The sequence below is a fragment of the Pedobacter sp. ASV28 genome (assembly GCF_016428855.1).
GTDB lineage: Bacteria > Bacteroidota > Bacteroidia > Sphingobacteriales > Sphingobacteriaceae > Pedobacter.
In genome coordinates this window covers 18,820-32,518 of record NZ_JAELTN010000057.1, presented here as the reverse complement: position 1 = coordinate 32,518, position 13,699 = coordinate 18,820, and the positions used below count along the sequence as shown (strand labels likewise).

At 39.1% G+C, this 13,699-nt stretch carries 13 protein-coding genes; 12 read left to right on the top strand and 1 reads right to left on the bottom strand.

All coding sequences use genetic code 11. The annotated features are described in order from the left end of the window. The coding region (locus tag JHD79_RS17840; RefSeq protein WP_199120662.1) for a polysaccharide biosynthesis/export family protein at positions 1–473 on the bottom strand (473 nt) is incomplete at its 3' end. Positions 474–798: 325 nt separating this feature from the next. On the opposite strand from JHD79_RS17840, the gene JHD79_RS17835 reads away from it, so the two are divergent. The 12 genes from JHD79_RS17835 to murD all read left to right on the top strand — a co-directional run bounded on the left by JHD79_RS17835 (position 799) and on the right by murD (position 13,698). Continuing rightward, a complete protein-coding gene (locus JHD79_RS17835; RefSeq protein ID WP_233164773.1) occupies positions 799–1,545 on the top strand; it encodes a glycosyltransferase family 2 protein in 747 nt (248 codons plus the stop codon). A 147-nt stretch (positions 1,546–1,692) separates the two neighbouring features. Next, the gene (locus JHD79_RS17830) at positions 1,693–2,820 is read left to right on the top strand and encodes an MraY family glycosyltransferase (RefSeq protein WP_199120661.1); all 1,128 of its coding nucleotides are present in this window, start codon (positions 1,693–1,695) and stop codon (positions 2,818–2,820) included. A 53-nt stretch (positions 2,821–2,873) separates the two neighbouring features. Beyond that, positions 2,874–3,869: a type I glyceraldehyde-3-phosphate dehydrogenase gene (gene gap / locus JHD79_RS17825; protein ID WP_199120660.1), complete on the top strand. Its 996-nt coding sequence runs from the start codon at positions 2,874–2,876 to the stop codon at positions 3,867–3,869. Beyond that, on the top strand, positions 3,862–4,299 hold the full coding sequence (locus JHD79_RS17820; protein ID WP_199120659.1) for a GNAT family N-acetyltransferase: 438 nt from the start codon (positions 3,862–3,864) through the stop codon (positions 4,297–4,299). Before gap ends, JHD79_RS17820 begins: the two co-directional genes overlap by 8 nt. After that, the gene (gene pgk / locus JHD79_RS17815; RefSeq protein WP_199120658.1) at positions 4,296–5,486 is read left to right on the top strand and encodes a phosphoglycerate kinase; all 1,191 of its coding nucleotides are present in this window, start codon (positions 4,296–4,298) and stop codon (positions 5,484–5,486) included. The genes JHD79_RS17820 and pgk overlap by 4 nt, the downstream gene beginning before the upstream one ends. 205 nt (positions 5,487–5,691) lie before the next feature. Next, a complete protein-coding gene (gene mraZ, locus JHD79_RS17810; protein WP_199120657.1) occupies positions 5,692–6,162 on the top strand; it encodes a division/cell wall cluster transcriptional repressor MraZ in 471 nt (156 codons plus the stop codon). Next, positions 6,152–7,057: a 16S rRNA (cytosine(1402)-N(4))-methyltransferase RsmH gene (gene rsmH, locus JHD79_RS17805; protein ID WP_199120656.1), complete on the top strand. Its 906-nt coding sequence runs from the start codon at positions 6,152–6,154 to the stop codon at positions 7,055–7,057. Before mraZ ends, rsmH begins: the two co-directional genes overlap by 11 nt. Then, a complete protein-coding gene (locus tag JHD79_RS17800) occupies positions 7,054–7,467 on the top strand; it encodes an FtsL-like putative cell division protein (RefSeq protein ID WP_199120655.1) in 414 nt (137 codons plus the stop codon). Before rsmH ends, JHD79_RS17800 begins: the two co-directional genes overlap by 4 nt. A gap of 3 nt (positions 7,468–7,470) precedes the next feature. After that, on the top strand, positions 7,471–9,576 hold the full coding sequence (locus tag JHD79_RS17795) for a penicillin-binding protein (protein ID WP_199120654.1): 2,106 nt from the start codon (positions 7,471–7,473) through the stop codon (positions 9,574–9,576). Positions 9,577–9,635: 59 nt separating this feature from the next. Next, a complete protein-coding gene (locus JHD79_RS17790) occupies positions 9,636–11,093 on the top strand; it encodes a UDP-N-acetylmuramoyl-L-alanyl-D-glutamate--2,6-diaminopimelate ligase (protein ID WP_199120653.1) in 1,458 nt (485 codons plus the stop codon). Beyond that, positions 11,093–12,355 (top strand): phospho-N-acetylmuramoyl-pentapeptide-transferase, encoded by a 1,263-nt coding sequence (gene mraY / locus JHD79_RS17785; protein WP_199120652.1) that lies wholly within the window; start codon positions 11,093–11,095, stop codon positions 12,353–12,355. Before JHD79_RS17790 ends, mraY begins: the two co-directional genes overlap by 1 nt. Beyond that, on the top strand, positions 12,355–13,698 hold the full coding sequence (gene murD, locus JHD79_RS17780; protein WP_199120651.1) for a UDP-N-acetylmuramoyl-L-alanine--D-glutamate ligase: 1,344 nt from the start codon (positions 12,355–12,357) through the stop codon (positions 13,696–13,698). The genes mraY and murD overlap by 1 nt, the downstream gene beginning before the upstream one ends. Position 13,699 lies beyond the last annotated feature (1 nt).

The window sequence follows — 13,699 nt, the reverse complement described above, 5'->3', positions numbered from 1 at the left end:
CCCCCCCCCCCCCCCCCCCCCCCCCCCCCCCCCCCCCCCCCCCCCCCCCCCCCCCCCCCCCCCCCCCCCCCCCCCCCCCCCCCCCCCCCCCCCCCCCCCCCCCCTGTTTCAAGCAGAAGCCGGCATACGAGATGGTAACGCAGGTCTCGTGGGCTCGGAGATGTGTATAAGAGACAGGCTTTTTGTATGACGGTAGCCGCTTGTGAACGGGTTAGGCCACCAACCTTGATGTTGCCAATCTTAGGAAGTAAAATTTCTCCATCGGCATTTACTTTAAAAGTCGTATATACCTGTTGTTGTGTAGAAGAGTTAGTACTTTCTAGCTTTTTAACAATCAAATCCATGTCTTGGACATTCCTAATGGCCAGTTCATCCTCTGGCTTAATCAGATTATAATAGCTATCCTCAAGAGGAATGTTGTTAATTACCCTTACTGTTTTAATCGTGTCTGCGTCATATGGTGTTTTTAACATAGCTTCTCTTCCTTTAAAGGAACAGGAGCTCATGGCGAAAACAAGAAAAGAAAAAAACAAAAGTATAGTTAAAGATAATTTGTTGTAGCTCATCAGTTTGAATGAAGCCGCAAATTACAATTTTTTATGGTTTGTCAAGAGATAATGTTGAAAAAACTCATCTTGTTATCTTTGGAAATGCCGTTTTTGAGATAGTGGAGAAGTTTGGTCAAAAGTTTCAAAAAAATACCGATGGTCATTATTTGACTTTAAACTCCATTTAATTTGTTAATCTATTTTTTAGAATAGTAATTTTGGTCGTTTATAAAATAATAGATCTTTTGTTTTGGTAAAAATTAGTATAATTACAGTCGTATATAATGGAGAGCGTTATATCAGAGATTGCATAGAATCTGTGCTTTCACAAGATTACCCCAATATAGAATATCTGCTGCTTGATGGGGAATCTACCGATCAGACTTTTGCGATAGCAAAGACGTATGGGGATAAGATGGCTGTGCTGCGCTCTGAATCGGATAAAGGTATGTACGATGCCCTTAATAAAGGCATAAAATTAGCAACCGGAGAAATCGTTGGTATTCTAAATGCCGATGACATACTGGCAGATCAAACCGTCATTAGTAAGGTGGCCGCTATTTTTAATGAAGCCCCAATAGATGGTGTGTATGGCGATTTAAATTATGTACATCCACAAAAAGTTGAAGAAGTACAAAGGGAATGGCGCTCGAAGCCTTCTGAACCTAAAGATTTGGCCTATGGTTGGATGCCTGCCCATCCTACGCTATATCTCAAGAAGATGCTTTTTGAAAAATGGGGAGGATATTCCCTGAATTACGGTTCCGCGGCCGATTATGAGCTTATGCTACGATTGCTGTATAAACATAGGATTAAAACACAACACCTGCCTGTTTTAATGGTGAAGATGCGTAATGGAGGAATGAGCAACCAAAGCATAAAGCATAGGTATGATGCATTCTTGAATGATTACGCTGCATTGAAAAATAATGAGGTGCCTTTCCCACTTTTAGCTGTACTTCTAAAGAAATTGAGGAAAATAAATCAGTTTTTGTAGGTGTTCTGGATAGAAAGACTGATTTTGAAAGTTTATATACCGTTAATTTGGTATTAAGAAGAAGTTAAGTGACTTTTTATTCTTATTTAAGTGTTGATTCCTAAAATAAAACCTTACTTTTGAACTGTTTGTGCTTTATAAACCAACATGCTAAAACAAATTTTTATAGACCATCCACTTGTCTATTATTTTTCAATAGTAGGATTAGCTTTCTTTTTGGTAAGGTTCTCTATTCCATCGATTATTCATGCTGCAAATAAGCATCAGTTGTTTGATGCCCTTGATTTACATCGAAAAGAACATAGGAAGAATATTTCCCGTTTAGGAGGGATAGGCCTGTTTTGCGGTTTTACCATTACGGTTTTGTTATTTGCTACCACTGTAAGCTACCAGCAGGCTAATTTTTTGATTACCTCTTGTATCATTCTATTTGCTTTGGGCATTAAAGATGATATTTATGGCGTCAGTCCTAAAACAAAATTAGGCCTGCAGATTGTAGTGGCAATTATTTTAGTGGGGCTTGGTGACTTTAGGTTGACTAGTTTATATGGGGTGTTTAACGTGTGGGAAGTGCATTCTTTTGTTGGAGGGGTATTCTCAATTGCCCTGATCATCTTTATCAATAATGCATTTAACCTTATAGATGGTGTAGATGGTTTAGCAGCTACTGTTGGGGCTATTGTATGTCTGTGTTTTGGAGTTTTCTTTGCTTTAAGTAGGGAAGTACCTTATGCTTTTATTGCCTTTTCTATGTTTGGGGCTGTTATGGGCTTTTTAGTATTTAACTATCCGCCGGCTAAAATATTTATGGGAGATACAGGCTCGCTGATTATTGGTTTGGTAGCCGTGGTATTAGCCATTAAGTTTATTGAAATCAATAAGGTTGGTGTAAATCCACATCCATATTTTTATTCGGCGCCAGCCATAGCTGTTTCTGTATTGATTGTGCCAGTTTTTGATTCGTTGCGCATTTTTTTTATTCGGCTGCTTAATAAAAAATCACCTTTTAGGGGAGATCGTAATCACATCCATCATCGATTATTAAGGTTGGGGCTAAACGCGAAGCAAATTATGTTGGTGACAGCTATATTTAATATCGGTATGATCATTTTTACCGTCATGCTGCAGAACCTTGGAAATTTTGTGCTTATTTTCTTGCAGATTGGAATATGTGTTGCCCTAAATGTTGTGTTTACCTATGTGAAAGGCAAAAGAAAAACGAGCGACTATACCCTGAAAGATGTGTTCATCAAGGATACCCTAAGGCTGTCTTGATTTAATATTTAAAAAATAATTTCCTTTGTTCATATATTGCCTAGCTTTGCAGCATGAATTTAGCTATAAATGGTTTTGGAAGGATTGGCCGTATGTTTTTACGGACGGCGTTGCAGAGAAACTTAAGGGTTGTTGCCATAAATGACCTTGCCACGCCGGCTACCTTGGCGCATTTATTTAAGTATGATTCTGTTCATGGTGTATATCCTGGAACTGTTTTTTGCGAAAATGATAAGCTCGTAATAGATGGCCTAGAAATTCAGGTCCTGGCAAATCCTAATCCAGCGGAACTTCCATGGAAAGCATTGGGGATTGATCTGGTAATAGAAGCAACTGGAAAATTTGCAAATAAAAATGCTGCAGAACAGCATTTGGCCGCAGGGGCAAGGCAAGTGCTGATTTCGGCACCTGCACTAGATAAGGATATTCCTATGGTGGTAATGGGGGTAAATGACCATTTAGTCGATTTTAAAGCTCCAATTTTGTCAAATGCATCTTGTACGACTAACAATGTAGCGCCAATGGTTAAGATTTTGGATGATCATTGGGGCATAAAAGATGGTTATATTACCACCGTTCATTCCATGACGGGAGATCAGAATTTGCACGATTCGCCCCACCAGGATCTGAGAAGGGCTAGGGCGGCTTCCTCGTCTATTATACCTACTACAACTGGTGCGGCAAAAGCAATAACACATATTTTTCCTCACTTAACTGGTAAATTAGGTGGAGCGGGAATTAGGGTGCCTGTATTAAATGGATCGTTAACTGATTTTACGTGCATCCTAAAGAAAAAAACGACCATAGAAGAGATCAATGATGCTTTTTTGAAAGCTTCAACAACACATTTGAGTAAAATTCTTCAGTTTACAAAAGATCCTATTGTTTCTGTTGATATTATAAACAATACATACTCCTGTGTTTTTGATGCTCAGTTGACCTCTATTGTGGGAGATTTGGTTAAAGTGGTGGGCTGGTATGATAACGAAACGGGATATTCAAGTAGATTGGTTGATGTTGTTGATAAAATAAGTGAACATTATGGTTAAGTTTATTCCTTTAGAACTTACATTACAATTAAGAAGTAAAGTATTAAGAGGAGGAGCGCCTCCCGAAGTGTGTATATTTCCAACTGATCAACAAGAAGGAGTGTTCCATTTGGCTTATTATGTTGTTGATGAAATAGCAACGATAGCCACCTTTTTTCCGCAACAGATGGAGGGGCGAACGCAAGAGGGGTATCAGCTAAGGGGCATGGCTACCGATGAAGCTTTCTTAGGGAAGGGGTATGGCTCTGTCTTGCTTAAATATGGAATAGCTTATATACAAAATACGAATGCTAAGTATATTTGGTGCAATGCACGCTCTTCTGCAGTTGGTTTTTATCAGAAATTAGGTTTTGTAATTGCTTCTGATGAATTTGAAATACAAGGAGTGGGACCGCATTATAAAATGACTTTAAACTTTGAAAATATATGAATACAGTAGACCAATGTAACTTTAAGGATAAGAAAGCTATCGTTAGGGTAGATTTCAATGTGCCTTTAGATGCCGATTTTAATATAACAGACGATAAAAGAATGCGTGCTGCATTACCAACAATTCAAAAAATATTGAATGATGGGGGAGCAGTGATTTTGATGTCGCATTTAGGTAGGCCCAAAGAAGGACCAACTGATAAATATTCTTTGAAGCATATCTTGGGCGATCTGTCAAGGATGTTGGATCTTCCGGTAAAATTTGCAGATGATTGCATAGGTGAAGATGCGGTAAATAAAGCAAAGAATTTATTTCCTGGAGAAGTTTTGCTTTTGGAAAATTTGCGTTTTCACAAAGAGGAAGAAAAAGGGGATGTTGCTTTTGCCGAAAAGTTGTCCAAGTTGGCAGATGTTTATGTGAATGATGCATTTGGAACAGCGCATCGTGCGCATGCTTCAACGACCATCATTGCCCAGTTTTTTCCCAAAGCAAAATATTTTGGTTACCTAATGGCCGAAGAAATTAAAAATGCTGAAAAAGTGATTAATGGACCAGAAAGACCTTTCACTGCCATTATGGGAGGAGCTAAGGTTTCTGATAAAATTTTACTGATAGAGAATTTATTGGGGAAAGTAGATAACCTAATTATAGGTGGAGGAATGGCATATACCTTTGCCAAAGCTCAGGGAGGTGAAATAGGTACTTCGCTATTGGAAGAAGATAGAATGCCTTTGTGTCTAGAATTGTTGGAGAAAGCTAAGGCTAAGGGGGTAAACTTGATATTGCCTATAGATACAGTGATTGCTGATAGGTTCGATAATGCAGCCAATAAAGACCAGGTGGATAGTGGGAATGTGCCCGCTGATTGGATGGGCCTTGATATTGGTTCAAAAACGATTGCCCTATTTAGTGAGGTCATCAGAAACTCTAAAACACTGCTGTGGAATGGTCCAATGGGTGTGTTTGAAATGGCGAATTTTGAACAGGGAACCAGGGCTGTGGCGGAAGCTGTTGTAGAGGCTACGAAAAATGGAGCTTTTTCATTAATAGGTGGAGGTGATTCGGCTGCGGCCATAGCCAAGTTTGGTCTAGAGAATGAAGTGAGTTATGTTTCGACTGGTGGGGGTGCTTTGTTAGAATATATGGAAGGAAAGGAGTTGCCGGGAGTAAAGGCAATTCAGGAATAAGCTATAAGTCAGTACTTAAGAGTGAGCGGCCCCGATGTAAATCGGGGCCGCTTTGTTTTTTACCACCACTGTAAATGGTCAAAATTTATGAAAAATGGAGGTTTTGTGGTAAAAAGTGTGTGTTGAAAACTTTTTTGTGGTAAAAAGTGGTAAAAAGTGGTAGAAGTGCTTATTTTTACACTAGATAAAAAGTGTAAATACCATAATGACGCAACTGATAGGAGAATTTGATTGCAAGCTAGATGCGAAAGGACGCTTAAGTGTGCCCTCTTCGTTGAAGAAGCAATTGCTTGATGTTGAGCGGGATGGGTTGGTAGTGAGTCGTGGTTTTGAACAAAACTTGATTATTTACCCAAGAAAGGTGTGGTCTGATATTGTGGCTGATATGATGAAGCTGAATATGTATGTTCCTGAAAATCGGGAGTTCGTGCGTAAGTTTCAGCGTGGTGCTACCGAACTTTCTCTTGATGCTGCGGGCAGGGTATTGTTGCCTAAATCTTTAACGGATTTTGCGGGGATTGGTTCCGAGGTGATTTTGGCTTGCCAGTTGGACAGGATTGAGGTTTGGGATAAGAAAGCTTATGATGATCTGTTTAATGATTCGCCTGAGGATTTTGCGAAGTTGGCTGAGAAGGTGATGGGTGGAATGAATAAAGGAGGTGAGGATGGAAAATAGTTATCATGTGCCGGTTTTGTTAGCGGAGTGTATGGAGGGGTTGGAAATTAATCCTTCTGGGGTGTATGTGGATGTTACATTTGGGGGTGGCGGACATTCTAGGGAGATTTTGAAGCGTTTGGGTGAGAATGGGGTTTTGATAGCCTTTGATCAGGATCCGGATGCGCAGAGAAATAAAATTGACGACAAGAGGTTTTTGTTTGTGGATCAGAACTTTGGTTATCTGAAAAATAGCCTGCGTTTGTTGGGTTATAGACAGGTTGATGGTATTTTGGCTGATTTGGGGGTTTCTTCACATCAGTTTAATGAGCCTGGGCGGGGGTTTTCTATTCGTTTTGATGCTGATTTGGATATGCGTATGGACAAGCAGCGTTCGTTAACGGCGGCGGTGGTGTTGAATACCTATCCTGAAGAAAAGTTGCATAAGATATTTGGTATTTACGGAGAGGTGCAGAATGCTAAATCATTGGCGCGTACTATTGTTACCTCTCGTTTGGATAGGCCAATCCAAACTTTGGCAGACTTTAAAGCGGTTGCTGCGGCCCATATTCCTAAGGGGAAAGAGAATAAATATATGGCGCAGGTTTTTCAGTCTTTGCGGATAGAGGTGAATGCCGAAATAGAGATGTTGGAGAGTTTTTTGGAGCAGAGCGCCGAAGTGTTAAAGCCTGGGGGGCGTCTTGTGGTAATTTCCTATCATTCTTTGGAAGATAGGCCGGTCAAAAATTTTATAGCCAAAGGTAAATTTAGGGGCGAGGTGGAAAAGGATTTCTTTGGTAATGAACAGAAGCCCTTGAGGGCGGTTACAAGAAAGGCTATTGTGGCTAGTGAAGAGGAGTTGTTGAAGAATAGTAGGTCTCGAAGTGCTAAGTTGAGAATTGCAGAGAAGTTATGAATAACCAATTTAAGGTAAAGGCTGAGAAGCCGGAGGAAGAAGAATTGGGTCATGGAGAGTTGAAGGAAAGTGTGGTGCCTGTTAAAGAAAATGGGGTGGTGGTCTTTTTTAGAAAGTTGTTTGTGGAGGGGGCGGTATCTAAAGAAGCGGCTACAGATATGCTTCCTTATCTGATCTTTTTATGTGTGCTGGGCATGGTTTATATAGCAAATAGCCATATGGCGGTTAAAAATATCAGAAATATTGATAAACTGAGTAAGGAGGTGAAAGAGTTGAGTTGGGAATATAAGTCGTTAAAGGCGGAGCTGATGTTTAAGAGTAAAATGACGGAAGTGGCTAAAAAGGTAGATACAATAGGTTTAAAAGAATTAATAGAGCCTCCTAAAAAAATAATTGTAGCGCAAAAATAGATAATGAATATTAGGGCAAACATATTGATCAGGGTGTACTTAGCTTTTGGGCTAATTGTGCTTTTTGCGTTTGCTGTTTTGTTGAGGCTGTGTGATGTGCAATTTGTACAGGGGGAGAAATGGAGGGCCATGGCCGATAGTTTGTCGACAAGAGAGTTTGATGTGGAGGCTACACGTGGAAATATTTATTCTGTAGATGGCAGTTTGTTGGCTACTTCTGTGCCTGAGTATGAGTTAAGGATGGATATGTTCGCTGGAGGTATACAGAAGGATGAGGTTTTTAATACTAAGGTGGACTCCTTGGCGATGAGGCTTTCCCAATTTTTTAAAGATAAGAGTGCCAAAGAATATTCTAGATTCTTGCGAAGGGCAAGGCAAGACAGTGCGCGTTATGTGTTGATTAAACGTAAGGTTTCTTATCAGGACTTAAAGATAATAAGAGCATTTCCGTTGTTCAATATAGGTAAGCACACTGGTGGACTAATGGCTATTCAGCAGAATAAAAGGATTTTGCCTTTTAAAGCTTTAGCTGCCAGAACGATAGGTTATAAAAATGAAAATGTTAAGAATGGTGTTGGTTTGGAAGGTGCTTATGGAAATTATATTAATGGCGAAACGGGTAGAAGGTTGATGCAGAGAATAAGTGGAGGGGTTTGGATACCGGTGAATAGCGATGCGGAAGTGGCGCCAAAAGATGGTGCAGATATTATTTCGACCATTGATATTAATATTCAGGATTTGGCACAAAATGCCCTGGAAAAACAACTGATCAAAAGCGATGCGCATCACGGTTCTGTAATTGTGATGGAGGTGGCTACCGGAGAGATTAGGGCGGTGGCTAATTTCACTAAAGTGGAAGAAGGGGTTTATAAGGAACAGTTTAATTACGCTATTGCAGGTAACCAGGATCCGGGCTCTACTTTTAAATTAGCATCTTATATGGCTTTATTGGAGGATAAAAAAGTAGATACCAATACATTAATCGGTACCGAAAACTATAAACTGCCAGGTGGCCATGTCATTAAAGATTCGCATGGTAGTATTGGGGTGGTAACGGTTAAAAAAGCATTTGAACAGTCTTCTAACTCGGCTGTTGCCCAATTGGTCAACAATCATTACAAGGATAATCCAAAACAGTTTACGGATCACTTATATAGCTGGCATTTGAACGAAATAACTGGATTGCAGATTCCTGGTGAAGCTAAGCCTGTTGTTAAAAATCCAAAAACTTTCAAAAGCTGGAACAAGAATATGACTTTGCCGCAAATGGCCTATGGTTATGAGATGCAGTTAACACCATTAAAGATGTTGACTTTGTATAATGCCATTGCTAATAATGGCAAAATGGTAGCGCCAATTTTTGTAAGGGAGATTAGAAGGTTGGGTAATCCGATAGAGCAGTTTAAGGCGAGGGTTATGAATGAAAAAGTTTGTTCAGATCAAACATTGTCCAAGCTTAAGATTATGTTGGAGGGAGTGGTGACGAATGGTAGTGGTAAGCAAATTGTATACAATCCATTGTATAAAATTGCTGGTAAAACGGGTACGGCTCAGGTTGCTGATGCCAACTTAGGATACAAGGCGAAAAGACAATATCAAGCTTCGTTTGTGGGGTATTTCCCGGCCGATAAACCAAAATATTCAATGATAGTGGTAATTAATGATCCTAAAGGTGCTTACTATGGTGCTTTGGTTTCCGGTCCGGTATTTAGGGAAGTGGCAGATCGAATATATGCCAGTGATGTAGAAATGTACAACAAAGTACCAGAGCATTTTGCTGGAAATACCTTGGCACCTGAAGCTAAGGCAGGTCAGAGCCAAGCAACGAAGAAAGTATATAATGCGTTTGGAATTAAAGCCCTTTATGCTGCTAAGTCAGATTATTTTAACTCAATAGATACCAATAATGGTGTGGCCTACGAGGAAAATACGCCAATTAAGGGGATAATGCCAAACGTGAATGGTATGGGCTTAAAAGATGCGATGTACCTATTGGGTAATGCAGGTTTAAAAGCCAGAGTTAAGGGAAGTGGAAAAGTAACTAGTCAATCTATACAGCCTGGAAGCAGAATAGGTAAAGGTTTGATGGTAGATATATTGTTGCAATAAAAAAAATAAAGGTGTAATGATTAGCTAACTGGCTAATGGCAAAATAAGGAATTAAAGGAATGAATTTACAAGATTTACTGTACGGCGTTTCAATTAAAAGCTTAAAGGGCAAACCTAATGTGGTGGTTAATGCTTTGGCTTTTGATTCGCGTTTGGTGAATATTGGAACTTTATTTTTTGCAATTAGGGGAACTGCTTTAGATGGGCATCAGTTCATTGAACAGGTGATAGAAGCCGGTGCTAAGGTGGTAATATGTGAAATCATTCCATCGGTTACAAATGAAGAGGTGACCTATGTAGAAGTAGAGGATTCTTCTATTGCCATGGGTATCATAGCCTGCAATTTTTATGGGAATCCTTCTGTAAAGCTGAAATTAGTAGGGATAACGGGTACCAATGGCAAAACAACTATTGCTACCTTGCTTTTTCAATTGTTTAGTAGTTTGAAATATGGCACAGGCTTAATATCAACAGTTCAAAACCAGATTAACGAAACAGTTGTTCCAGCAACCCATACTACACCTAATCCTATTGCATTAAATGAATTGTTAAGAAGGATGGTGGATGAAGGTTGTGAATATTGTTTTATGGAGGTGAGTTCTCATGCGGTTGCACAACACCGTATAGTTGGACTTACTTTCGCAGGTGGGGTATTCTCAAATCTTACCCATGACCATTTGGATTTTCATAAAACGTTCGACAATTATCTCAAAGCCAAAAAACAATTTTTTGATCTGTTGCCAAAATCGGCTTTTGCACTTACAAATGCGGATGATAAAAATGGAACAGTAATGTTGCAAAATACTAAAGCATACAAAAAAACTTATGCACTCAAACAAATGGCCGACTTTAAGGCCAAAGTGATTGAAAATAAATTCAGTGGCCTACACTTAGAGATAGATGATATTGATGTTTACTTTAAGATGGTAGGTTCTTTTAATGCATATAATTTATTGGCAGCTTATGCAACGGCAGTTTTGTTGGAGCAGGATAAGTTAAAGGTGCTTACCAATCTAAGTGCATTACCAGGTGCTGAAGGAAGGTTTGATTATGTGGTTTCGAAAACTGGAATTGTGGGTATAGTAGATTATGCCCATACACCAGATGCAGTGCAAAACGTGTTAAGTACCATAGCTAATATTAGGAAGGGGACCGAGCAAGTAATTACGGTAATTGGATGTGGAGGTGACAGGGATAAAACTAAACGCCCAATAATGGCACAGGTGGCTTGCGATTGGAGTGATAAGGTGATCCTTACTTCTGATAATCCTCGTACCGAAGATCCCAAGTCCATTATCAAGGATATGGAAGCTGGTGTATCACCAACCAATCAACGTAAAACCATTAGTATTCTAGACAGGAAAGAAGCGATTAAGACAGCTTGCCATATTGCTCAAGCTGGAGATATCATTTTAATTGCGGGAAAAGGACATGAAAAATACCAGGAGGTAAATGGAGTAAGACACCATTTTGACGATAAGGAAATAATTAACGAACAACTAAACCAGATCAGCTAATGTTATATTTACTATTCGAATATCTGCATAGACACTATGATTTTCCTGGATTGAGGTTGTTCCAATACCTTACTTTTAGATCATCTTTGTCCATTATCTTATCCCTGATTATTACCACGGTATATGGTAGAAGAATTATTGATTATCTCCGCTTAAAACAGGTTGGGGAAACTGTACGTAACCTAGGCCTAGAAGGTCAAATGCAAAAACAAGGTACGCCAACCATGGGGGGAATAATGATCTTGATGGGCATTTTAATCCCTACCATTTTATTTGCCAACATTACCAATATATATGTCATCTTAATGATCGTTACTACGGTATGGATGGGTGCTATTGGATTTTTAGATGATTATATCAAGGTATTCAAAAAAAATAAAGAGGGGCTGGCTGGACGTTTTAAGGTGGTTGGACAGGTTGGCTTGGCTATTATTGTTGGGCTTACCATGTATTTTCATCCAAGTATTGTGGTCAGGCAAACAGTTGATGATAGCCTGAAGGTAGATACAACTAAGATCCAAAATGCTGCACCAATGGTGTTGAGACAGAAAGGTCAGAATTATTACTACACCCAAGATGTAAAGTCAACAAAAACTAATGTGCCTTTTTATAAGAATAATGAGTTTGATTATGCAAAGGTGCTTAAGTTTTTAGGAAAGGGATATGAGAAGTATGCCTTTATCGTATTTCTCGCATTTGTCATCATTATTGTAACAGCAGTTTCAAATGGAGCAAATTTAACAGATGGTATTGATGGTTTGGCAACAGGTACTTCGGCAATTATAGGGATTACCCTTGGTATTTTGGCCTATGTGTCGGGTAATACAGTCATTGCAGATTACCTCAATATCATGTATATCCCCAATTCGGGCGAGCTCATTATTTTTGCTGGTGCTTTTGTAGGCGCATGTATAGGCTTTCTTTGGTATAATTCATACCCTGCCCAAATTTTTATGGGCGATACGGTAAGTTTGACCATTGGGGGTATTATAGCAGTATTTGCCATTATGATCCGTAAAGAACTATTGATCCCGATTTTATGTGGTGTGTTCTTGGTAGAAGTACTCTCGGTAACCATTCAGGTCACTTATTTTAAGTATACTAAAAAGCGCTTTGGAGAAGGAAAGAGAATTTTCTTGATGTCGCCATTGCACCATCATTATCAAAAGAAAGGTTATCACGAAGCAAAAATTGTAACCCGCTTTTGGATTATTGGGATTTTGTTGGCTGTTATTGCATTTGTAACCTTAAAACTACGCTAATGGATAGGGAGAGAATAGTTGTTCTTGGTGCAGGTGAAAGTGGCGTTGGTGCTGCTAAGTTGGCTCTTAAACAGGGATTTGATGTTTTTGTGTCCGATTTTGGAAACATAGCAGATGTTTATAAAGCTGATCTGCAAAGAATGAATATTCTGTTTGAGGAAAACCAACACAGCAGCGAATTGATCTTAAATGCCAAGGAAGTGGTAAAGAGCCCGGGCATTTCACCAAAAGCACCAATTGTTAAAGCATTAGTGGAAGCCAATATTCCTGTGATATCGGAAATAGAATTTGCTAAACGATATACTAAGGCCAAGACGATTTGTATTACAGGTTCAAATGGTAAATCGACAACTACAATGTTAACCTATCATATCCTGAAAAGTGCAGGTATGAATGTAGGTCTTGCCGGAAACATAGGACTTAGTTTTGCAGCACAGGTAGCAGATCAAGACTTTGATTGGTATGTGTTGGAAATCTCAAGTTTTATGCTGGATGATATGTATGCCTTTAAAGCAGATATTTCAGTATTACTGAACATTACACCAGACCATCTGGATAGATATGATTATAAAATAGAAAACTATGCAGCCTCAAAACTGCGTATAGTCCAGAATCAAACAGCAGACGATGTCTTTGTTTATTGTGCAGATGACGAAGAAACGCAGAAAATATTAAAAACAATAAACATAAAACCCAAACAATATCTCTTTTCCATTCATAATAAAGTGGAGCAGGGTGCCTATTTGGAAAATAATAATATACATATCCATACTCATTTAAACCCAGAACTAACCATGTCAATTTCAGAGTTAGCCTTACAAGGTAAGCACAACATTTACAACTCAATGGCCTCGGGCATCGTAGCTAAAGTATTAGAGCTGCGTAATGAAACTATCCGTGAAAGTATGGGTAATTTCAAAAATATTGACCATAGGCTGGAGTTTGTAGCCAAGATCTCTGATGTCACCTACATCAACGATTCAAAGGCAACTAATGTAAATTCTACATGGTATGCATTGGAAAGCGTTAATACCGATGTGGTCTTGATTATGGGAGGTGTAGATAAGGGGAATGATTATACCATGCTAAAAGACTTGGTAAAAAGTAAGGTTAAGGCAATCATTTGCTTAGGTAAGGATAATAAACGTATACATGAAGCTTTTGAAGATGATGTGGAGGTAATTGTAAATACCTTTTCCGCTAGTGAAGCTGTGCAAGTTGCCTATCATTTGGCGAAAAAGGGAAATACTGTACTATTATCACCAGCATGTGCCAGCTTTGATTTGTTTAAAAATTATGAAGACCGTGGCAATCAATTTAAGGCTGCCGTAAAAGAATTGTAAA